Annotated in this window: 20 protein-coding genes; 4 read left to right on the top strand and 16 right to left on the bottom strand. The window is 69.6% G+C overall.

Translation table 11 applies throughout. From position 1 onward, the window contains the following. Position 1: 1 nt before the first annotated feature. The 16 genes from upp to MW290_RS15485 form a co-directional block, all read right to left on the bottom strand. Complete coding sequence (upp, locus tag MW290_RS15560) at positions 2 to 637, bottom strand: uracil phosphoribosyltransferase (protein WP_046112850.1); 636 nt, start codon at positions 635 to 637, stop codon at positions 2 to 4. Positions 638 to 715: 78 nt separating this feature from the next. Further along, entirely contained in the window at positions 716 to 1,192 is a 477-nt protein-coding gene (locus MW290_RS15555) for a nuclear transport factor 2 family protein (RefSeq protein ID WP_250198636.1), read from the bottom strand. 18 nt (positions 1,193 to 1,210) lie between these two features. After that, entirely contained in the window at positions 1,211 to 1,654 is a 444-nt protein-coding gene (gene cynS, locus MW290_RS15550; protein WP_250198635.1) for a cyanase, read from the bottom strand. Beyond that, positions 1,651 to 2,556, bottom strand: a complete 906-nt coding sequence (locus tag MW290_RS15545) for an ABC transporter ATP-binding protein (RefSeq protein WP_250198634.1) — start codon at positions 2,554 to 2,556, stop codon at positions 1,651 to 1,653. Before MW290_RS15545 ends, cynS begins: the two co-directional genes overlap by 4 nt. Continuing rightward, the gene (gene ntrB, locus MW290_RS15540) at positions 2,546 to 3,424 is read right to left on the bottom strand and encodes a nitrate ABC transporter permease (RefSeq protein ID WP_250198633.1); all 879 of its coding nucleotides are present in this window, start codon (positions 3,422 to 3,424) and stop codon (positions 2,546 to 2,548) included. Before ntrB ends, MW290_RS15545 begins: the two co-directional genes overlap by 11 nt. Then, positions 3,424 to 4,818, bottom strand: coding sequence for a CmpA/NrtA family ABC transporter substrate-binding protein (locus tag MW290_RS15535; RefSeq protein WP_250198632.1), 1,395 nt, complete (start codon positions 4,816 to 4,818; stop codon positions 3,424 to 3,426). Before MW290_RS15535 ends, ntrB begins: the two co-directional genes overlap by 1 nt. A 94-nt stretch (positions 4,819 to 4,912) precedes the next feature. Then, complete coding sequence (locus MW290_RS15530) at positions 4,913 to 5,557, bottom strand: response regulator (protein ID WP_250198631.1); 645 nt, start codon at positions 5,555 to 5,557, stop codon at positions 4,913 to 4,915. Next, positions 5,554 to 6,744, bottom strand: a complete 1,191-nt coding sequence (locus MW290_RS15525) for a sensor histidine kinase (protein ID WP_250198630.1) — start codon at positions 6,742 to 6,744, stop codon at positions 5,554 to 5,556. Before MW290_RS15525 ends, MW290_RS15530 begins: the two co-directional genes overlap by 4 nt. Positions 6,745 to 6,786: 42 nt before the next feature. Next, the gene (locus tag MW290_RS15520; protein WP_250198629.1) at positions 6,787 to 7,668 is read right to left on the bottom strand and encodes a polysaccharide deacetylase family protein; all 882 of its coding nucleotides are present in this window, start codon (positions 7,666 to 7,668) and stop codon (positions 6,787 to 6,789) included. Positions 7,669 to 7,712: 44 nt separating this feature from the next. Then, entirely contained in the window at positions 7,713 to 8,456 is a 744-nt protein-coding gene (locus tag MW290_RS15515; RefSeq protein ID WP_250198628.1) for an SDR family oxidoreductase, read from the bottom strand. A gap of 287 nt (positions 8,457 to 8,743) precedes the next feature. Next, positions 8,744 to 10,003 (bottom strand): URC4/urg3 family protein, encoded by a 1,260-nt coding sequence (locus tag MW290_RS15510; RefSeq protein ID WP_310740146.1) that lies wholly within the window; start codon positions 10,001 to 10,003, stop codon positions 8,744 to 8,746. After that, positions 9,990 to 11,252, bottom strand: coding sequence for a GTP cyclohydrolase II (locus tag MW290_RS15505; protein WP_250198626.1), 1,263 nt, complete (start codon positions 11,250 to 11,252; stop codon positions 9,990 to 9,992). The genes MW290_RS15510 and MW290_RS15505 overlap by 14 nt, the downstream gene beginning before the upstream one ends. An 86-nt stretch (positions 11,253 to 11,338) precedes the next feature. Next, positions 11,339 to 12,289 (bottom strand): ABC transporter permease, encoded by a 951-nt coding sequence (locus tag MW290_RS15500; RefSeq protein ID WP_375142909.1) that lies wholly within the window; start codon positions 12,287 to 12,289, stop codon positions 11,339 to 11,341. Beyond that, a complete protein-coding gene (locus tag MW290_RS15495) occupies positions 12,274 to 13,356 on the bottom strand; it encodes an ABC transporter permease (RefSeq protein WP_250198625.1) in 1,083 nt (360 codons plus the stop codon). Before MW290_RS15495 ends, MW290_RS15500 begins: the two co-directional genes overlap by 16 nt. After that, positions 13,349 to 14,932, bottom strand: a complete 1,584-nt coding sequence (locus MW290_RS15490) for an ABC transporter ATP-binding protein (RefSeq protein ID WP_250198624.1) — start codon at positions 14,930 to 14,932, stop codon at positions 13,349 to 13,351. Before MW290_RS15490 ends, MW290_RS15495 begins: the two co-directional genes overlap by 8 nt. A 9-nt stretch (positions 14,933 to 14,941) precedes the next feature. Then, complete coding sequence (locus tag MW290_RS15485) at positions 14,942 to 15,931, bottom strand: BMP family protein (RefSeq protein ID WP_250198623.1); 990 nt, start codon at positions 15,929 to 15,931, stop codon at positions 14,942 to 14,944. A 139-nt stretch (positions 15,932 to 16,070) separates the two neighbouring features. Between MW290_RS15485 and MW290_RS15480 the strand changes: the two genes are divergently transcribed. Genes MW290_RS15480 through pyrF form a run of 4 tightly spaced genes read left to right on the top strand, consistent with a single transcriptional unit; the run spans position 16,071 to position 20,631 of the window. After that, positions 16,071 to 17,258, top strand: a complete 1,188-nt coding sequence (locus tag MW290_RS15480; protein ID WP_250198622.1) for a YjgN family protein — start codon at positions 16,071 to 16,073, stop codon at positions 17,256 to 17,258. Then, on the top strand, positions 17,255 to 18,337 hold the full coding sequence (locus MW290_RS15475; RefSeq protein WP_250198621.1) for a M48 family metallopeptidase: 1,083 nt from the start codon (positions 17,255 to 17,257) through the stop codon (positions 18,335 to 18,337). Before MW290_RS15480 ends, MW290_RS15475 begins: the two co-directional genes overlap by 4 nt. 40 nt (positions 18,338 to 18,377) lie before the next feature. Continuing rightward, the gene (purB, locus tag MW290_RS15470) at positions 18,378 to 19,745 is read left to right on the top strand and encodes an adenylosuccinate lyase (protein ID WP_250198620.1); all 1,368 of its coding nucleotides are present in this window, start codon (positions 18,378 to 18,380) and stop codon (positions 19,743 to 19,745) included. Positions 19,746 to 19,803: 58 nt separating this feature from the next. After that, positions 19,804 to 20,631, top strand: a complete 828-nt coding sequence (pyrF, locus tag MW290_RS15465; RefSeq protein WP_250198619.1) for an orotidine-5'-phosphate decarboxylase — start codon at positions 19,804 to 19,806, stop codon at positions 20,629 to 20,631. Positions 20,632 to 20,655: the final 24 nt, after the last annotated feature.

Here is a 20,655-nt window from a genome sequence, read left to right as displayed (position 1 = left end):
CTCACTTGGTGCCGAAGATGCGGTCGCCGGCGTCGCCCAGGCCCGGCACGATGTAGCCGTGTTCGTCCAGCCCACGGTCGATGGCGGCGGTGTACACCGGCACATCGGGGTGGCTGCCGTGGAAGTTCTTCAGGCCCTCGGGCGCGGCCAGCAGGCACACGAATCGGATGCTCTTGGGGTTGGTTTCCTTCAGCCGCTCCACCGCCGCGACGGCGGAGTTGCCGGTGGCCAGCATCGGGTCGAGCACGATGACGTCGCGCTCGTGCATGTCGCTGGGCATCTTGAAGTAGTACTCCACGGCCACCAGGGTCTTGGGGTCGCGGTACAGGCCGACGTGGCCCACGCGGGCGCCGGGCACCACGTTGAGCATGCCGTCGAGAAAGCCGTTGCCCGCGCGCAGGATGCTGACGAACACGGTCTTCTTGCCGTCGATCACCGGCGCCTGCATCTTCTCGAGCGGCGTCTCGATCTCGATCATCTGCGTGCCGATGTCGCGGGTGATCTCGTAGGCCATCAGCATGCTGATCTCGTTCAGCAGGCGGCGGAAACCGCTGGTGCTGCGGGTCTTCTCACGCATCAGCGTGAGCTTGTGCTGAACCAGCGGGTGGGTGATGTGGTGGACTTGGGGCAGGCTCATGAGGCTTGGCGTGCGAGGAACTGATGCGCTGCGAGCATACGCCGACGCAGCGCCCCCGGCACGCCGCCCGCCAACACGCTACAGGCCCAGCGCCGACAGGCCCGGGTGCTCGTCGGGCCGGCGGCCCAGCGGCCAGTGGAACAGCCGCTCGGCCTCACGGATCGGCAGGTCGTTGATGCTGGCGAAGCGCCGCTCCATCAGGCCCTGCGCGTTGAACTGCCAGTTCTCGTTGCCATAGCTGCGGAACCACTGGCCCGAGTCGTCGTGCCATTCATAGGCGAAGCGCACCGCTATGCGCGCGCCTTCGAAGGCCCACAACTCCTTGATCAGCCGGTAGTCCAGCTCGCGCGCCCACTTGCGCTGCAGGAACTGGCGCACCTGCTCACGGCCCTGCGGAAACTCCGCCCGGTTGCGCCAGACGGTGTCGTGGGTGTAGACGCCGACCACCCGGTCGGGGTCGCGGCTGTTCCAGGCGTCTTCGGCCAGGCGCACCTTCTGCGCCGCGCTGTCCGCGGTGAAAGGCGGCACGGGCGGGCGGATCTCGGGTGCGCTCATGGCAATCTCCTCGCGGTTTCAGTAGGTCTTGTAGGGCAGGAACTTGCCGCTCATCGTGATGCTGACACGATCGCCCTTGGGGTCGGCTTCGCGCTGCAGGTCCATCTTGAAGTCGATGGCGCTCATGATGCCGTCGCCGAACTCTTCGTGGATCAATTCCTTGAAGGTGGTGCCATACACGCTCACCAGTTCGTAGAAGCGGTAGATCAGCGGATCGGTGGGCACGCTGGTGGGCAGGCTGCCCTTGTAGGGCACCACCATCAGCCAGCGCTGCTCGGCCTCGGTCAGGCCGAAGATCTCACCGATCACGGCGGCCTGCTCGGCGTTCAGCGTCATCTGGCCCAGGCAGGCGGCGGTCACCCACTCCTTGCTCAGGCCCACCTTGGCGGCCACGTCGGACCACTTCAGGCCCTGGGCCACCTTGGTGGCGACGATCTTCTCGGTGACTTCCATGCGGCTCATGCGGCTTGCTCCTTGCTGCGGGGTGTGAATGGCGTGACCTTGGCGTCCGCCGATGGGATGGGGTCGGGCTCGGCCTGCAGGCCGGGCCGCACCTCGGGCGGCCGGGCCGGCGCGCGGCCATGCGACAGGTGCTGGCTGCGCGCCACCAGGAAATCGACCAGGTGGTTGCGGATGCGGTAGTACTGCGGGTCGTGGTGCAGCGTGGCGCGCTGCCGGCCTCGCGGCATGGTGTTGACCACCACCTCGGCCACGCGGGCCCGCGGGCCGTTGCTCATCAGCAAGATGCGGTCGGCCAGCAGGATGGCCTCGTCCACGTCGTGCGTGATCATGAAGACGGTCTGCCGCGTCTCGGCGCAGATGCGCAGCAGCTCGTCCTGGATGGTGCCGCGGGTCAGCGCATCGAGCGCGCCGAAAGGCTCGTCCAGCAGCAGCATGCGTGGCTGGATGGCGAAGGCCCGCGCGATGCCCACGCGCTGCTTCATGCCGCCCGACAGCTGCGAGGGCTTCTTGTCGATGGCCGCGCCCAGGCCCACCAGCTGCACGAACTTTTCCACTTGTTCGTTCACCTGCGCGGCGCTCCAGCCCGGCCACTTGCTGCGCACCGCGAAGGCGATGTTGCGGCGCACCGTCAGCCACGGCATCAGCGCATGGCCCTGGAACACCACGCCCCGGTCCAGGCTGGGGCCGGCAATCTCGCGGCCGTCCATCAGCACCACGCCCTCGCTGGCCTGTTCCAGCCCCGCCAGCACATTGAGGATGGTGGTCTTGCCGCAGCCGCTGTGGCCGATGATGCAGACGAACTCGCCCTGGCGGATGTCGAAGTTGACTTCGTCGAACACGGGCTCCGGGGCGCCAGGGTAGGTCTTGGCCAGGCCCTGCACCTGGATGAGGTCAGTCTGCATAGGTCACGGCTTTCTGCAGTCTGGCGAACATCAGGTCGAGCAGCATGCCCACCACGCCAATGACCAGGATGGCGAAGATCACGTTGGGCAGCGACAGGTTGTTCCACTCGTTCCACACGAAGTAGCCGATGCCGGTGCCACCCACCAGCATCTCGGCCGCCACGATCACCAGCCAGGCGATGCCCATGCTGATGCGCATGCCGGTGAGGATGGTGGGCGCCGCCGCCGGCAGGATGACTTCCAGTGCGCGCCGCATCGGCCTGACCTCCAGCGTGCGGGCCACGTTCAGCCACTCGCGCCGCACGCCGGCCACGCCGAAGGCGGTGTTGATCAGCATCGGCCACACCGAGCAGATGAAGATCACGAAGATGCCGCTGATCGACGAGTCCTTGATGGTGTAGAGCGCCAGCGGCATCCAGGCCAGCGGCGAGATGGGCTTCAGGATCTGGATGAACGGATCGAGCGCGCGGTACAGCAGCGGGCTCATGCCGATGGCAAAGCCCAGCGGCACCGCCACCGCGGCCGCGAACAGGTAGCCCAGCGCCACACGGCCCAGCGAATGCGCCAGCTGCAGGCCGATGCCCTTGTCGTTGGGCCCATGGTCGTGGAAGGGGCTGGCCAGCTGCGCCCACGCGGCGGCTGCCATCTGCGCCGGCGTGGGAAAGCCCGACCTGGCGGCTGCCGGCGCAGCGCCTGCGGTCGGGTCCTTGCCCAGCAGCTTGGCGTATTCGATCTCCTCGGCCGTCATGCTGGCGGCGGCCGGTGCCGGGCTGCCGCCCGAAGGCAGCGTGGCCACCTGCCACACCGCCAGCAGCAGCACCAGCAGCGCCAGCGACAGCAGCGCCGCGCGCAGGTTCAGGCTGCGCATCACGCGGCCCGCTGGATCGCGAAGCTGGACACGTAGGCCTCCGGCTTCTCGGGGTCGAACACCTTGCCCATGATGGTGAACTTGGGGTACGCCCCGGCCGGCGGCTGCATGTCCAGCGCGGCCATGGTCTTCTTGGCGTCGGTCAGCAGGAACACCTGCTCGGCCAGCTGCTTGTAGTTGACCTCACCCTTCACGTAGCCCCAGCGCTTCATCTGCGTGAGGATCCACACCGCCATGCTCTGCCAGGGCATGGGGTCGAAGTCGGCTCGGTCGGGCACGCTCTGCACCTTGCCCAGGCCGTCGGCAAAGCGGCCGGTGAGCACCTGGGCGATCACCGTTTCGGGTTGGTTCAGGTAGGCCTGCGGCGCGATCACCTTGGCGATCAGCTCTCGGTTCTTGGCCTCGCGCGCCATCGCGGCCGAGGTCATCACCGCACGGAACAAGGCGGCAAAGGTGTTCGGGTTCTTCTGGATGAACTCGGCCGAGGTGCCGAAGGCGCAGCAAGGGTGGCCGTTCCACAGGTCCTTGGTCAGCAGGTGGATGAAGCCGATCTCTTCATACACCGCGCGCTGGTTGAAGGGGTCGGGGCCCAGGTAGCCGTCGATGTTGCCGGCCCGCAGGTTGGCCACCATCTCGGGCGGCGGCACCACGCGGATCTGGATGTCGCGGTCGGGGTCCAGCCCGGCCTCCGCCACGTAGTAGCGCAGCAGGAAGTTGTGCATCGAGTACTCGAAGGGCACCGCGAACTTGAAGCCCTTCCACTGCCGCGGGTCGCGCTTGTCCTTGTGCTTGTTGGCCAGCGTGATGGCCTGGCCGTTGGTGTTCTGGATGGTGGCCACCCGCATCGGCACCGGGTTGGAGCCCGCCCCCAGGCTGATGGCCAGCGGCATCGGGCTCAGGAAGTGGGTGGCGTCGTACTCCTTGTTGAGCATCTTGTCGCGGATCAGCGCCCAGCCCGCGGTCTTGACCACCTCCACGTTCAAACCCTGCTTGCTGTAGAAGCCCAGCGGGTGGGCCATGATCAGCGGCGTGGCGCAGGTGATGGGGATGAAGCCGATCTTCAGGTCCTTCTTCTCCAGCGCAGCCTTGTCCTGCGCCATGGCCTGCAGGCTGGCCAGCGGCAGCACGCTGCCGATGGCGGCCATGGCGGTGGAGCGGCCCACCGCGCGCAGGAAGCGGCGGCGCACCGCGTCCTGCGGAAACAGCGCCTTGACCACCGCGGCCTCGATGAAGGCATTGGCGCGGGCCACGAAGTCTTCGCTCTCGCTGCGCGCCTGCAGCGTGGCCACCGCGGCCTTGGCCTGCACATGCTCGTCGGCCGAGCCATGCTGGCCGCAGGCGCAGCCTAGGCGCAGCGGGCGGTCGGCGTCGTACGGGTCCAGGCCTGGGCTCATCGGTCACTCCTGCAAGGATCGGATGCCGTCCATGCTAGGAAGCCCTCGCCGCCCGCACCATCGATCAGGCCGGGCAGTTGCTGTAGTGCCAGCCCTACGTCAGCAGCTGGTGGCGCACCGCGTACAAGGCCAGCTCCACGTCGTTGCGCACGCCGGTCTTGTCCAGGATGCGGGCGCGGTAGGTGCTCACGGTGTTGGGTGCCAGCGCCAACTGCTCGGCGATCTCGCCCACGCTGTGACCGGTGGCCAGCAGGCGGAACACCTGGTACTCGCGGTGCGACAGCCGCTCATGCAGCGGCAGTTCGTCGTCGGCACCGCGGCCGGCCCCCACCGCGCCGGCCAGTTGCTCGGCCACGCTGGGCGTGATGAACAGCCGGCCGCGGGCCACGGTGCGGATGGCGTCGATCATCTGCTCGGAATCGGCGCTCTTGTTCAGGTAGCCGGAAGCGCCCAGCTTGAGGCTGCGCACCGCGTACTGGCGATCGGGGTAGGTGCTGAGCATCAGCACCGGCAGCTTGGGGAACTCGGCCTTCAGCTGCTTGAGCACGTCCAGCCCGTCGCGCTGCGGCATCGCGATGTCCAGCAGCAGCACGTCGATGCCGCCGCGCCGCACCTGGGCGATGGCATCGGGCCCGTTGGCCGCCTCGCCGGCCCAGCCGATGTCGTCGGCGTCGGCCAGGATCTGCTTGATGCCCTGGCGCACGATCTGATGGTCGTCGCACACCAGCACACGGATCATGGCGACACCTCCGTGCCCAGCGGCATCACCAGCCGCACCCGCGTGCCCTGGCCCGGCGCGCTGTCGATCACCAGCCGGCCGCCGAAGTGCGCCGCCCGCTCGCGCATGCCCAGCACGCCGTAGCTGCGCGCATCGGCCAGCGCCTGCGGCGGCGCGCCGATGCCGTCGTCACGCACGTCCAGGTACAGCACCGGCTCGGGCGGGTCGTCCACGGTGATGCGGATGTGCACGTGCGTGGCCTGCGCATGGCGGGCGATGTTGCTCAAAATCTCCTGGAAGATGCGGAACACCGCGATGGCCACGCCGCCTTCCGGCGGCGCCACGCCGGCCGCCACATGCAACTGCAGGTCGCTGCGCAGCTCGGCCGCCTCGATGAACTCCTGCGCCTGCCATTCCAGCGCGGCCCACAGACCCTGGTGGTCGAGGATGCTGGGCCGCAGGTCGGTGATGATGCGGCCGACGTTGTCCACCGCGGTGTCGATCAGGCGGCCCATGCCGTGGCACTTGCACTGCAGCTCGGGCCGGTCGGCCAGCGGCGCCAGGCGCTTGCCCAGCCAGTCCACGTCCATCTTCAGCGCCACCAGCAGTGAGCCCAGTTCGTCGTGCACTTCGCGGGCGATGCGCTTGCGCTCGGTTTCGCGCACCGACTCCAGGTGGTTGGCCAGCTCACGCAGCTGGGCCAGGGCCGCGCTCAGCTCGGCGGTGCGCTCGGCCACACGGGTTTCCAGCGCGTCGTTGGTGCGGCGAAGCAGCTCTTCGGCCTGCTTGCGCTCGCTGATGTCGACGAAGGTGACCACCGCGCCGCACACCTGGCCGTCGTCCAGGATGGGGTAGCTGGAGTACTCGGCCGGAAAGGCGCTGCCATCGGCGCGCCACAGCACTTCGCCGTCCACCCGGCAGGGGAGGCCCTGGCGAAAGGCGTTGAAGATGGGGCAGGCTTCTTCGGGGTAGTGGGCGCCGTCCGGGTGGGTGTGGTGGATCAGCTCGTGCATGTTGCGGCCCAGCACCTGCTCGGCCGGCCAGCCCAGCTGCTGCGCCGCGCTGCGGTTGACGAACACGCAGCAACCGGCCAGGTCGATGCCGAAGATGCCTTCGCCGGTGGATTCCAGCAACAGGCTCAGTCGATCACGCCAGACGTCGGCCACCCGGCCGGCGCCGGCTGCGGGGAGGACGGCAGACCACGACATCGTGGCCGCGCCTGCACGCAAGCCACGTGCCGGGCGCCCGGCCTACCGCGCCACGTGCTGCGCGATCGCGCCGGGCGTGGTCAGCCAGAGCTGGCTGCGGTGGGCCGCGATGTGCTGCAGCGCGCGCCGCAGGTGCCGCAGCCGGTAAGGCTGGCCCACCAGGTACGGGTGCAGGGCGATGCCCATGACCAGCGGCTGCGCCTGGGCCTGCTGCAGCATCTCGTCGAACTGGTCGATGATCATCTGCGCGAAGGCCGGTGCATCCATCTGCCGCGCCACGATGGCGGGGATGTCGTTCAGCTCCTGCGGGTAGGGCACCGACCACAGCGGCTGCCCGCCGCGGGTGCGCATGGGCAGCGGCTGGTCGTCATGGCACCAGTTGAGGGTGTAGCGGTAGCCGGTCTCGGCCAGCAGGTCGGGCGTGAGGGCGCTTTCCGAGATCCACGGCGACAGCCAGCCGGCCGGCGCCACGCCGCTTTCGCGCAGCATGCGCTCGCGGCAGTGCTGCAGCAGCGCGCGTTCTTCGCCTTCGGGCAGGTGGCCCTGGCATTCGGCATTGGTGTGGCCGTGACCGATCAGCTCATGGCCCTGCTGCACGCAGGCCGCCACCAGCTCGGGGCAGTGGTCGTAGAGCGAGGTGTTGATGAGCGCGCCCACCGGCCACTGCAGCTGCTCGAACAGCTCCAGGCAACGCCAGGCGCCCACGCGGTTGCCGTACTCGCGCCAAGCGTAGTTCAGCACGTCCGGCTGGTTGGGCAGCGCCGGCGCCAGCCGCGCACCCAGGCCTTCGCCGAAGGCGAAGTGCTCGAGGTTGAAGCCGATGTACACCGCCAGCCGCGCACCGCCCGGCCAATCGGGCAGCGCACGCCGGGTGATCGGCAGATAGTCGAAACGGTCGTGGTGGAGCGGCGGGATGAACGGCATGCGGGGATGATGCCGCGGCCCGCACCGGGGAGCAGCCGTGGGTCTTATCGACCCGTTAGGGCGCCACCGTTCACCGGGAAATCGACCCCCGTCATGAACGCCGCATCGTCCGACGCCAGCCAGTTGCACAGGCTGGCCACTTCCTCGGGCCGGCCGAGGCGGCGCACCGGGGTGGCGGCGGCCAGTTGCTGCAGCACGTCGGGCGGCGGCGTGCGCGCGCCGGCCCCGGCGATGTGGCCCGGCGACACGGTGTTGACGGTGATGCCGTGCGGCGCCAGCTCCTGCGCCAGCGAGCGGGTGAAGCCCTGGGCCGCGGCCTTGGCGGTGGCGTAGTTCACCTCGCGCACGCGGCCCTGGCCGCCGGTGAGCGAGGCCATCAGCACGATGCGGCCGAAGCGGCGCTCCATCATGCTGTCGACCACCTGCTTGGTGACGTTGAACAGCGAATCGATGTTGCCGCGGATGACCGCCTGCCAGTCGCTGGGCGCCATGTCGCGGAAGTGGCGTTCGCAGGAACGGCCGGCGTTGTGCACCAGCACGTCGATCGGGCCCAGCTCGCGCTGCACCGCACCGAAGGCGCGGGTGGTGCTGGCCCAGTCGGTCACATCGCCTTCGGAGGCGATGAAATGGAAACCCAGCGCCTTCTGCGCCGCCAGCCAGGCCGCGCGGCGCGGCGAATCCGGCGCACAGCCGGCCACCACGGTGTGGCCGCTGCGCGCCAGGGCTTGGCAGATGGCAGTGCCGACGCCACCCATCCCGCTGGTGACGTAGGCGATGCGCGAACTCATGGAAACAACCCTCTTGTGTGGACGGGCGCGGCCCCAGCCGACGCCTTGGAATCACCTTCGGACACCGGACTGGCGGCTGAACCGCCAGGGGTGGCCCCTGCGCGCCAACACGGTGCATATTTGCACGGTCCTTGACGCCAGCGCTTCTACGCTGCACTGCAGCAATTGTGGCGCTTTGCGGCCGACCTTGCTTGGCCAGGCCGCCATGTCAATGCGGCCCCGCGCCTGCGGGTTGACGCAAAGCATGTGCCGGGGGGCGCGAGCGCCAGCGAGCTTGGGGGTGGACGCTAGAACAACGTGCCGTCGCTGTCGATCTGCACCGGCGGGCCGCCGCCGGGGCGCAGCTCGGCCGCGATCTGGCGGCCGGCCTGCCAAGTGCCGCCTTCCAGCACGCAGGCCAGCGGCATCTGCTCGGCGGTGACGCCCAGCCGCTCACGCACCCGCGGGGCCAGTTCGTCCAGCAGCACCACGGTCAGCGCCCGCCACTCGATCACCCAGGCCTCGTCGGGCCGGCGGGGCCGGTCGGCAAAGCCGGTGTCGCGCGGGATGATGACGCCCGCATCCAGCAGCAGGCCGCCGTTGCGGTACTCGGGCAGGCCGGTCAACGCGTCCAGGCCCGTGACCGGCACGCCGGCCCACTCAAATGGCTCCAGCAGCGAATAGCTGAGCCATTGGCTGAGCTTGTGGAACGGCACCCAGCCGGCGCCCGGCCCGGTGCCGCCGGCCAGCGCATGCGGCCAGGCATCGCCCACCGGCAGCTGCGCCGGGCCGAAGCGCTGCCCGCTGGGCCAGATGCCGCTGAAGGCATCGAGCAAGACCTGCAGGATGGCCGCGGCCTGTACCGTGCCGCCTGGCTGCAGCAGGTCGAAGAGGCGGCCGGGCCGACCCTCGGGCCCAAACCAGGCGGGCTGCTCGGCCAGCGCCTCGCCCAGCCGGCGCAGCAGCGCGGCGCGGCCGTCCAGGCCCACCAGTGGGTTGGTGTCGCTCACCTGGAACACCGCCGCCAGGCGCGTGGCATCGATGGACTGCAGCGCCCGCGCATCCACCCGCAGCGGCTCGGCCGGGTCCGACGAAAACGCGCCGGCCTGGAAGGCGCGGAAGCTGGCCACGCCCAAACCTTCCGAGCGGCTGTAGTGGCCGCCGGCAGCGCCGCCGGGCAGCACTTCGGCGTAGGACCACTGCGGCCCGGCACCCGCGTCCAGCAGCACGCTCACCAGGGCCAGGTCGATGCGGGCGCGCGCCACCTCGGCCGCGCTGCGGCCGGCCAGCAGCCCATCCATCTCGGCCTTGCGGTCGACGCCGCCGGCCTCGAAGTGGCGCCAGCGGCTGTGGTACGGAATGCCCCCGTTCGGAAAGCGGCTGCGCGTGAGCGCGGCCACACGGTCGGCCACCGCGTCCAGCTTCCGCGGATCGAGCGTGAAGTGCCGCGAGCGGCCGGCCTCCACCGCGCGGGCAATGTTGGCGCAACGCTCGCGGATGGTGGCGGCCTGGCGCAGCTGCTGCACCGCGGCCAGGGTCGATGCGTCAGCCACCTCAGACAAGGCCACGCCCCTTCACCTGCGCCAGGTCGGCCTCGGTCATCACACCGCCATCGGTGAAGTAACCGGCGGCGATCTTGGCCTCGATCTCCACCTTGGCATCGGCCGGCACCAGCGCATCGGGGATCTTCACGCGCTCGCCCACCTCGATGCCGCTGCCGGTGATGGCGTCGTACTTGTCGTTGCTCATGCTCACCAGCCGGTGGATCTTGCGGATGCCCAGCCAGTGCAGCACGTCGGGCATCAGCTCCTGGAAGCGCATGTCCTGCACGCCGGCCACGCATTCGGTGCGCAGGAAGTACTTGTCGGCGCGGTCTCCGCCCTCCTGCCGCTTGCGGGCGTTGTAGACCAGGAACTTGGTCACCTCGCCCAGCGCCCGGCCTTCCTTGCGGCTGTAGGCGATCAGGCCCACGCCGCCCTTTTGCGCGCCCTGGATGCACTCTTCGATGGCATGCGTGAGGTAGGGCCGGCAGGTGCAGATGTCGGAGCCGAAGACGTCGGAGCCATTGCACTCGTCGTGCACCCGGGCCGTCAGCGTGACCATCGGGTTGGCCAGGTCGCGGATGTCGCCGAACACGTACAGCGTCTGCCCGCCGATGGGCGGCAGGAACACCTCCAGGTCGCTGCGCGTCACCAGCTCGGGGTACATGCCGCCGGTTTCTTCGAACAGCGCGCGGCGCAGGTCAGACTCCTTGACGCCGAAGCGCCGAGCCACGCCCGGCAGCCACCACACCGGCTCCACCGCCACCTTGGTGACCACGGCGGAGCCGTCTTCCAGCAGGAACTTGCCATCGGGCTGCAGCCGCTGGAAGGCGATGGCCTGCTTGACCTCGGGCAGGTGCACATGGGCCTTGGTCACCGCGATGGTGGGCCGGATGTCGTAGCCGCGCGCCAGGTAGTCGGCATAGACCGACTGCACCGAAGCGCCCCAGGGGTCGATGGAGACGATCTTCTCGGCATCGGACCACTGCGGGTAGGGGCCGATGTCGTCCGTCGGCGCGGTGTTGGTCAGGTCGGCCCGGTGGCCACGCACCAGGTTGCCGGCGGCCACCGCCAGCGCCCGGTACACGCCGTAGCCGCCGCTGTGGGTGCCGATGACGTTGCGCTGTGCCCGGCTGGTGGTGCTGCCCACGATGGGCCCGCGGGCCAGCGCATCGGCCGCGCCCCACTGGATGGGCGGCGCCCCGGTGGGGCCCTGCTGGCCGGGGTGCGAGGTCAGGCGGATGTGCCGGGCGGGCTCGCTGGTCGATGCATTCATCTCAGGCTCTCCGAAGGGCTGGATCTGGAATCAACACGCTGCGGACCATCGTACGCGGGGCGCTGTGTGTGCGGTGTGGCGCGGCTTCAACGTTCGCCCTTGCGGTAGGGCTTCATCAAGGCCTGCGGGTAGGCGGCGCGGCGCGCCACCACCACCAGCGCCACGATGGCCATGGCATAGGGCAGCATCAGGTACAGCTGGTAAGGCAGGGCCAGCGCGGCCTCGGCGCCGCCATCGGCCTGTTGCAACCGCAGCTGCAAGGCGTCGAAGAAGGCGAACAGCAGCGCACCCAGCAAGGCCTTGCCCGGCCGCCATGACGCAAACACCACCAGCGCCACGCACACCCAGCCGCGGCCGTTGACCATGTTGAAGTAGAAGGCGTTGAAGGCCGCCAGCGTGAGAAAGCCACCGGCCACGCCCATCAAGGCCGAGCCGGCCACCACCGCCCCGATGCGCAGCCGCGCCACCGACAGCCCCTGCCCTTCCGCGGCCGACGGGTTCTCGCCCACCATGCGGATGGCCAGGCCCAGCGGCGTGCGCATCAGCACCCCCGCCACGGCCGGCACCAGCAGCAGGGCCAGCAGCGTGAGCGGCGTCTGCTGGTTGAGCACCGGCACGGGCAGCCATTCCATCGGCGCGAAGGGCGTGATGGTGGGCGGGCTGTCCACCTTCGGAAAGCTCACCCGGTAGGCATAGCTGGCCAGGCTGGTGGCCAGCAGCGTGATGCCCAGGCCCGAGACATGCTGCGACAGCGCCAGCTTCACCGTCAGCCAGCCATGCAGCAGGCCGAAGACCATGCCCACCACCGCCGCCGCCAGCACACCGCCCCACAGCGGCGCACCCTGGTACACCGCCAGCCAGCCGCCAAAGGCACCGGCCACCATGATGCCTTCGATGCCCAGGTTCAGCACGCCGGCCCGCTCGCACAGCAGCACGCCCAGCGTGCCCAGCAGCAAGGGCGTGGCGATGCGCAGCACCGCCACCCAGAAGGGCGCCGAAGCCAGCAGCTCGGCCATGGAACTCAGGAGCGCCTGCATCGGTATTGCGCCAGAAGGCTGGTGACGAGGATGGCGATCAGGCTCACGGCCACGATCACGTCAGCGATGTAGGTGGGCACGCCCACGCTGCGGCTCATGCTGTCGGCGCCCACCAGCATGCCGGCCACGAACACCGCGGCCACCACCACGCCCAGCGGGTTCAGGCCCGCCAGCATCGCGATGACGATGCCGCTGTAGCCATAGCCCGGCGACATGTCCAGCGTGACGTAGCTGGTGCGGCCGGCCACTTCCACCGCACCGGCCAGGCCCGCCAGCGCGCCCGACATCAGCGCCACCTTCACCGTGACCCAGCCCACCGGCATGCCGGCAAACGCCGCCGCGCGCGGGTTGGCGCCGACGGCGCGGATCTCCAGCCCGGTGGCGGTGCGCTGCAGCAGCAGCCACAAGGCCAGCGCCAGCGCCAGCGCGGCCAGCAGCCCGGTGTGCACGCGGCTGCGCTCGATCAGCTTGCCCAGCTGCAGCGTGTCCTGCAGCGCCACGCTCTGCGGCCAGCCCATCGCGGTGGGGTCCTTCATCGGGCCGTCCAGCATCATCGAGACGAACAGCAGCACGATGAAGTTGAGCAGCAGCGTGGTCACCACCTCGTCCACGCCCAGCCGCGACTTCAGCAGCGCCGGGCCCAGCAGCAGCAGCGCGCCGGCCAGCATGGCGGCGGCGATCATGGCCGGGAACAGCAGCCAGGTGGCCAGCTCGAAGCCGGTGCCGTCGTGCAGGCCACCCACCGCCACCGCCGCCAGCGCGCCGGCATACAGCTGCCCCTCGGCGCCGATGTTGAAGAGCCGCGCGCGGAAGGCCACCGCCGCCGCCAGCCCGGTGAAGATCAGCGGCGTGGCACGGGTCAGCGTCTCGGTGATCGCAAAGCGCGAGCCGAAGGCGCCTTCGATCAGCAGCGCATAGGCCCGCCCCACCGGCGCGCCGGCCCAGGCCACCAGCAGCGAAGCCACCGCCAGCGTGAAGGCCACGGCCACGAAGGGCGCGGCCAGCTGCCAGCCGCGCGAGGGCTCGGCCCGGCGCTCGAAGCGCAGCGGCCAGGCTTGTCTAGACATGTTCGGTCTCCTGGCCAGACATCGCCAGGCCGATGCGCTGCAGCGTCCAGTCGGCGGTGGGCCGGGCCGGGGTGAGCCGGCCGTGGTGCATCACCGCGATGCGGTCGGCCAGCGCCAGCACCTCGTCCAGGTCTTCGCTGATCACCAGCACCGCGGCGCCGTGGGCGCAGGCGTCCAGCAGCTGCTGGTGCACATAGGCCACCGCGCCGATGTCCAGGCCCCAGGTGGGCTGGTTGACGATGATGAAGGGCGGCACCGCCTCGCCATTGGCGGCCAGCGCGCGCCCGAGGATGAGCTTTTGCATATTGCCGCCCGACAGCCGCCGGGTGACGGTGTCCAGCCCGCCGGCTTCCAGGCCGCGCACGTCGAAGCGCTGCACCAGGTCTTGCGCATGCGCCCGCATGCGGCCGCGCCGCAGCAGGCCGAATCGCTGGAAGGCTGGCTGCGCATAGCGGTCGAGCACCGCGTTCTCCCACAGCGGCAGGTCGCCCACCACGCCGGCGGCATGGCGGTCTTCCGGTACACGGGCGATGCCGGCCTGCACGAAGGCGCGTGACCGTGCCGGCAGAGCCCGGCCGGCCAGGCGCAGCTGCCCGGCCGTCAGCCGGTGCAGCCCGCACAGCAGGTCGGCCAGCGCCTGCTGGCCGTTGCCCGAGACGCCGGCAATCGCCACCAGTTCGCCGGCATGCACCGTCAGGTCCACGCCGTCCAGCAGGCGGCGGCCTTGCGCATCCGTCACCACCGCGGCCTGCAGTTCGCACACCGGCGCGCCCCGCTCGCGTGGCGCCCGGGTGGCGGGCGGCACGCGGCGGCCCACCATCAGCTCGGCCAGCTCGGCCTTGGTCAGCGGCGGCCGGCCGCTGGCGGCATCAGGGCGCGTGGGCAGCGTGGCCACCAGGCGGCCGGCGCGCAGCACCGCCACCCGGTCGCTCACGCGCAGCACCTCGTCCAGCTTGTGGCTGATGAAGATGACGGCCAGGCCCTCGGCCACCAGCTGCTTCAGCGTGGCAAAGAGGGATTCGCTCTCCTGCGGCGTCAGCACCGCGGTGGGCTCGTCGAGGATCAGCACCCGCGCCCCCGCCCGGCGGCCGAAGGGCACCAGCGCCTTGAGGATTTCCACCCGCTGGCGCTCCCCCACCGACAGGTCGCCCACCCGCGCGTCCGGATCCACCACCAGGCCGAAGCGGCGCGCCGTGTCCAGCAGCGCGGCGCGGGCGGCGGCCCGGCGCGAGAAGGGCTGCCAGAGCGGTTCGGTGCCCAGCATCACGTTGTCGAGCACGCTCAGGTTGTCGGCCAGCGTGAAGTGCTGGTGCACCATGCCGATGCCGGCCTGCAGCGCCGCGCGTGTGTCGCCGGGCGGCAGCGGGCGGCCGAAGGCCTGCACCGTGCCGCTGTCGGCCACGTAATGGCCGAACAGGATGGACACCAGCGTGCTCTTGCCGGCTCCGTTTTCGCCCAGCAGCGCCAGCACCTCGCCACGGTGCAGGCTGAGCGTGATGTCGTCGTTGGCCACCAGCGCGCCGAAGCGCTTGGAGATACCCTGCAGCTGCAGCACCGGCTGCGAATGACCCGTCACTTGGCGCCGTTACTTGGTCTTCGGCGCCGCGTCGTTCACCTTCACCGTGAACTTGCCGTCCAGGATGGCCTGCTGCTTGGCCATCACCTTGGCCTTGAGGTCGGCGGGCAGCTTGGCGTCGAAGCTGCCCAGCGGCGCCAGCTCGCTGCCCTTGACCTTCATCAGCGAGTACTTGCCGTAGTCCTCGGCCTTGAACTGCCCGGCCTTGACGGCGGCCAGCGCGGCGTCGATGGTGGGTTCCATGTGCCACAGGGCGGAGGCCACCACCGTCTCGGGGTACTTGTCCTGCGTGTTGATCACGTTGCCGATGGCCAGCACCTTGCGCTCCTTGGCCGCGTCGCTGACGCCGAAGCGCTCGGCATACAGCACGTCCACGCCCTTGTCCACCATCGCGAAGGCGGCTTCCTTGGCCTTGGGCGGGTCGAACCAGCTGTTGATGAAGCTGACGGTGAAGGTGGCCTTGGGATTCACCTCCTTCACGCCTTCGATGAAGGCGTTCATCAGCCGGTTGACTTCGGGGATGGGGTAGCCGCCCACCAGGCCGATCTTGCCGCTCTTGCTCATGCCGCCGGCGATCATGCCGGTGAGGTAGGCCGGCTCCTGGATGTAGTTGTCGAACACCGAAAAGTTGGGCGCCTGCGGCTTGCCGCTGCTGCCCATCAGGAAGGCCACCTTGGGGTAGTCCTTGGCCACCTTGCGGGCCGCGGCCTCCACCGCGAACGATTCGCCGACGATGAGCACGTTGCCCTGCTCGGCGTACTGGCGCATCACCCGCTCGTAGTCGGCGTTGGCCACGTTCTCGCTGAACACGTACTCCACCTCGCCGCGGGCGACGGCCGCCTTCAGCGCCTTGTCGATGCGGCTGACCCACTGCTGCTCCACCGGGACGGTGTAGATGGCGGCCACTTTCATCTTCGCTTGCGCCAAAGCTGGCGAGGCGGCGGCGGCTGCAGCGCAGGCCAGCAGGGTGAGAACAGTGCGGCGCAGGACAGATGACATCGGGCACTCCAACGAAAGGTGGCGAAAAGTAGCAGGGTGAATAGGCACCATGCAAGTGTTGTTCCTCCTGCCGAGAACTGGTCTTCCGGCTTGCGACCGCCATGCAGTCCGTCGCGACCTCTTGACGAACGAGGACTTCATGACCAACCCGACTTCCGCAGGCCAGCCCCTGCACATCCGCTTCACCGGCTCCGGCAGCGAATACTTCCGCATCTGGATCGTCAACCTGCTGCTGACCATCCTGACCTTGGGCCTCTACCACCCCTGGGCCAAGGCGCGACGCCTGCGCTACTTCCACGGCAACACCCTCGTCGGCGGCCATCCGATGGGGTTCCACGGCCAACCCATCCAGATGCTCAAGGGCACCTTGCTGGTGGCGGCCTTCCTGCTGGCCTACGTCTTCGTGGGCCGTGTATCTCCAGGGCTGCAAGCACTGATGACGCTGGCCGCGTTGGCGGCGATGCCGGCCCTGTTGCGGTCCGCCCTGCGCTTCCGTCTCACCCACACCAGCTGGCGGGGCCTGCGGTTTGGCTTCACCGGGACGATGGCTCAAGCCTACCGGAGCCATTGGCCGATCCTCGGTGCCTTTGCGGGCGTGGTGGTGTTGACCATCGTCGCCTCCGCCGCCGTGTCGTCGGCCTCTTATACCAACGGCCTCGAGGGCGTCCCCTTTCTTGCAGTGCTGACCCTCTCGATGCTGATCATGCTGGGCGTCGTCCCGCTGTGGTGGCACCGGCAAGCGCGCTATCGCATGGAGCATGCGGCCTTCGCGGGCGTCGGGGTCCGCATGAAAGCCGGTGCGAGCGCGTTTTACGGCGCACTGGTCGGCACCGCCGGGGTGTCCACGCTGGCCACGGTGCCCGCTGTGCTGGTGATCACCGTCATGCTGCTCACCGCCGCAACGTCCGATGACGAAGGCATGCAACAGATGTTCACGCCGCAGGCACTGGAGTCCACCGCATGGTGGACCGCCGCAGTCCTGGCGTTTTGCTACCTGCTGGCCGTGTGCTCGGGCAAGGCCTATTACGCCAGCCGCATGCAGAACATCGTGTGGGGCCGCGCTGGAAGCGACCAGATTCGCTTTCAAAGCCGGCTGGGGTTCCTGCCCACGCTCACGCTCTACATGAAGAACGCGCTGTTGACGGTGCTCTCGCTCGGCCTCTACTGGCCTTTCGCGCAGGTGGCTTTGGCGCGGCTGCGCTTGGAGGCGGTGTCCGCCGAACTCTTCACCGATGTGGATGCAATGGTGTCCAGCCAACGCGGCGGGAGTGCACACGCCACGGGCGATGCGGGCGTCGATGCCTTCGGCATCGACATGGGCTTGTGACGGCGGCGCCCCACCCAACCGCGCCGACGCATGGCCTGGCCGCGCAGTACTTCGACGGCCGCAGCGCACGCGCACATGAGGCCCTCGTCCAGGTCCAGGCCGGCGAACTCGTCATCCGTCCGGCCGGGGAAGCGAGTTTCGACACGCTTCACGTGGCGCTGGCGGCGGTTCGCTGGTCGGAGCGCCAGCGTCACGGCTCGCGCCACGCGGACCTGCCCAACGGTGCCAGGCTGCACGCGAGCGATGCACTCGCATGGGATCGATGGCGCCGCAGTCTCGGGGCCGGCGATTCCCTGGTCGTGCGCTCCCAGCAGAGCTGGCGCGGTGTTGTCGTCGCCAGCCTGCTGCTGATCGGCGCCAGCGTCAGCGCCTACCTGTGGGGCCTGCCTGCGGCGGCCAGGGTCACTGTGGCCGTGCTGCCGCAAACCGTCGACGCGCAGGTGGGCGACCAGCTGCTGACAGCGCTGGAAGATGAGGTGTTCGCGCCTTCCCTGCTGCCGGAGAGCACGCAACGGCGGTGGCTCTCACGCTTTCGCGAGGCGGCCCAGGCCACGCATGCGCCGCAGCCACCGCCCCCGCACCGCGTTCTGTTCCGCCACAGCCCGAAGCTGGGCGCCAATGCACTGGCGCTGCCCGGGGGCACCATCGTCGTCACCGACCAGATGGTGCAGGCCTTCGAGCAGGATGCCGACCACGGGGAACCGGTGCTGGTGGGGATGTTCGGCCATGAACTGGGACATGTGGCCCACCGGCATGGCATGCGCACCGTGGTGCAGGCTTCGCTGCTGGCCGTGGCGGTGGCCATGGCCATCGGTGACGTGAGCGGCGTGACCAGTGCGCTGACGGTGACGGCCCTGCAGATGGGCTATTCGCGTGACGCCGAGCGCGAGGCGGATGACGAAGCCATCCGCACGCTGCTGGCCGAGGGCCAGGACCCCGCGCAGATGCGCCGCCTGTTCACGGCGCTGGGCGAGGACACGTCCCGCAGGCCGGTCACGCTGCTGGGCATCGCTCTGTCCAGCCACCCGGACGACGCCGAGCGCGTGCGGCGGTTCGAGCAGGCCGGCCGCCTAAAATAGCGCCCTTTTTGCAAAGGGCGTCCTCGCCCGCCGTCTCACCATGACGCCCTCCCCCCTCACCGCCCTGTCCCCGCTCGATGGTCGCTATGCCCCCAAGGTGGCGGCGCTGCGCCCGCTGCTGTCCGAGTTCGGGCTGATGCACCGGCGGGTGCAGGTCGAGGTGGAGTGGTTCATCGCGCTGTCGGACGCCGGCTTCGCCGAGTTCAAGCCGCTGACCGAAGCCTCGCGCGGGCTGCTGCGTGGCCTGGTGGTGCGCTTCTCGGAAGAAGACGCCCAGGCCATCAAGGACATCGAGAAGACCACCAACCACGACGTGAAGGCGGTGGAGTACTGGCTGAAGTCGCGCATCGCCGGCCAGGCCGAGCTGGAAGCCGCCAGCGAGTTCATCCACTTCGCCTGCACCAGCGAAGACATCAACAACACCAGCCATGCGCTGATGCTCAAGGCCGCGCGCGACGAGGTGATGCTGCCGGCGCTGGACCGCATCATCGACAAGCTGGCCGGCATGGCCCGCCAGTTCGCGGACGTGCCGATGCTCAGCCGCACCCACGGCCAGAACGCCAGCCCCACCACCGTGGGCAAGGAAGTGGCCAACGTGGTGGCGCGGCTGCGCAATGCCCGCGCGCGCATCGCCGAGGTGCAGCCGCTGGCCAAGATGAACGGCGCGGTGGGCAACTACAACGCGCACCTGTCGGCCTGGCCCGAGCACGACTGGGAAGCCCATGCCCGCCAGGTGGTGGAGCAGCAGCTGGGGCTGACCTTCAACGCCTACACCATCCAGATCGAGCCGCACGACTGGATGGCCGAGCTGTTCGACGCCGTCACCCGGGCCAACACCATCCTGATCGACTGGGCGCGCGACGTCTGGGGCTACATCTCGCTGGGCTACTTCAAGCAAAAGACCAAGGCGGGCGAGATCGGCAGCTCCACGATGCCGCACAAGGTCAACCCGATCGACTTCGAGAACGCGGAAGGCAACTTCGGCCTGGCCAGCGCGTTGCTCACCCACCTGAGCCAGAAGCTGCCGATCAGCCGCTGGCAGCGCGACCTGACCGACAGCACCGTGCTGCGCAACATGGGCGTGGCGCTGGGCTATGCGCTGCTGGGCTACGACAGCCTGCAGCGCGGCCTGGACAAGCTGGAGCTGAACGAGCCGGCGCTGGCCGACGACCTGGACGCCGCCTGGGAAGTGCTGGCCGAGCCCATCCAGACCGTGATGCGCCGCTACGCGCTGCCCAACCCCTACGAGCGCCTGAAGGAGCTGACCCGGGGCAAGGGCATCACCCGCGAGGCGATGCAGCAGTTCGTCGCCACGCTGGAGATCCCCGAGGCCGACAAGGCCCGGCTGCTGGCGCTCACCCCTGGCGGCTACACCGGCAAGGCGGCCGAGCTGGCCAAGCGAATCTGAACTCGCTGCCCCCTACGTCCCTTGCCGGGCAGCAACATGGGCTGCCTAGAATCAGCGGATGAACTTTGTCTCAGCGCTGCGGCAGGCCGCCCACACCCAGGATTCGATGCTTTGCGTGGGCCTGGACCCGGACCCGGCCCGCTTTCCCGGCGCCTGGGCGGGTGACGCCAGCCGCATCTTCGACTTCTGCGCCGCCATCGTCGACGCGACGCACGACTTGGTGTGCGCCTTCAAGCCGCAGATCGCCTACTTCCATGCCCACCGCGCGGAAGACCAGCTGGAACGGCTGATCGCCCACATCCGCCAGGTGGCGCCCACGGTGCCGGTGATCCTGGACGCCAAGCGCGGCGACATCGGCGCCACCGCCGAGCAGTACGCGCGCGAGGCCTTCGAGCGCTACCAGGCCCATGCGGTCACGCTGTCGCCCTTCATGGGCTTCGATTCCATCGAGCCCTACCTGCGCTACGAAGGGCGCGGCGCCATTCTGCTGTGCCGCACGTCGAACGCCGGCGGCAGCGACCTGCAGGCCCAGCGCCTGGCCAGCGGCGAGCTGCTGTTCGAGCACATCGCCCGCCTGGCGGCCGGCCCCTGGAACGCCAACGGTCAGCTGGGTCTGGTGGTGGGCGCCACCTTCCCGGCCGAGGTGGCCCGCGTGCGCGAGCTGGCGCCCGGCCTGCCGCTGCTGATTCCCGGCGTCGGCGCCCAGGGCGGCGATGCCGAAGCCACGGTGCGCGCCGGCTGGCGGCCCGATGGCCCGATCATCGTCTCATCGTCGCGGGCGGTGCTGTACGCCTCGCGCGGGGACGACTTCGCCACCGCGGCCCGGGCGGCCGCGCTGGCCACCCGAGACACCTTGAACGCGGCACGGTCGCAACCCGCGGCCTGACAGCGCGGCAACGCCGCATGACTC

This window comes from Aquincola tertiaricarbonis, assembly GCF_023573145.1.
In the GTDB taxonomy this organism is placed as follows: Bacteria; Pseudomonadota; Gammaproteobacteria; order Burkholderiales; family Burkholderiaceae_C; genus Aquincola; species Aquincola tertiaricarbonis_B.
The sequence above is the reverse complement of the archived record's forward strand: the minus strand, read 5'-3'. Positions and strand labels throughout refer to the sequence as shown.

Bases quoted from the DNA above. Each gene is read 5' to 3' on its own strand.
- MW290_RS15485 (WP_250198623.1), bottom strand. From the start codon at position 15,931: ATGTCATCTGTCCTGCGCCGCACTGTTCTCACCCTGCTGGCCTGCGCT.
- MW290_RS15515 (WP_250198628.1), bottom strand. From the start codon at position 8,456: ATGAGTTCGCGCATCGCCTACGTCACCAGCGGGATGGGTGGCGTCGGC.
- MW290_RS15535 (WP_250198632.1), bottom strand. From the start codon at position 4,818: ATGAGCCCAGGCCTGGACCCGTACGACGCCGACCGCCCGCTGCGCCTA.
- MW290_RS15520 (WP_250198629.1), bottom strand. From the start codon at position 7,668: ATGCCGTTCATCCCGCCGCTCCACCACGACCGTTTCGACTATCTGCCG.
- upp (WP_046112850.1), bottom strand. From the start codon at position 637: ATGAGCCTGCCCCAAGTCCACCACATCACCCACCCGCTGGTTCAGCAC.
- MW290_RS15525 (WP_250198630.1), bottom strand. From the start codon at position 6,744: ATGTCGTGGTCTGCCGTCCTCCCCGCAGCCGGCGCCGGCCGGGTGGCC.
- MW290_RS15480 (WP_250198622.1), top strand. From the start codon at position 16,071: ATGACCAACCCGACTTCCGCAGGCCAGCCCCTGCACATCCGCTTCACC.
- MW290_RS15545 (WP_250198634.1), bottom strand. From the start codon at position 2,556: ATGCAGACTGACCTCATCCAGGTGCAGGGCCTGGCCAAGACCTACCCT.
- ntrB (WP_250198633.1), bottom strand. From the start codon at position 3,424: ATGCGCAGCCTGAACCTGCGCGCGGCGCTGCTGTCGCTGGCGCTGCTG.
- MW290_RS15505 (WP_250198626.1), bottom strand. From the start codon at position 11,252: ATGAATGCATCGACCAGCGAGCCCGCCCGGCACATCCGCCTGACCTCG.
- MW290_RS15500 (WP_375142909.1), bottom strand. From the start codon at position 12,289: ATGCAGGCGCTCCTGAGTTCCATGGCCGAGCTGCTGGCTTCGGCGCCC.
- MW290_RS15530 (WP_250198631.1), bottom strand. From the start codon at position 5,557: ATGATCCGTGTGCTGGTGTGCGACGACCATCAGATCGTGCGCCAGGGC.
- MW290_RS15555 (WP_250198636.1), bottom strand. From the start codon at position 1,192: ATGAGCGCACCCGAGATCCGCCCGCCCGTGCCGCCTTTCACCGCGGAC.
- MW290_RS15495 (WP_250198625.1), bottom strand. From the start codon at position 13,356: ATGTCTAGACAAGCCTGGCCGCTGCGCTTCGAGCGCCGGGCCGAGCCC.
- purB (WP_250198620.1), top strand. From the start codon at position 18,378: ATGACGCCCTCCCCCCTCACCGCCCTGTCCCCGCTCGATGGTCGCTAT.
- cynS (WP_250198635.1), bottom strand. From the start codon at position 1,654: ATGAGCCGCATGGAAGTCACCGAGAAGATCGTCGCCACCAAGGTGGCC.
- pyrF (WP_250198619.1), top strand. From the start codon at position 19,804: ATGAACTTTGTCTCAGCGCTGCGGCAGGCCGCCCACACCCAGGATTCG.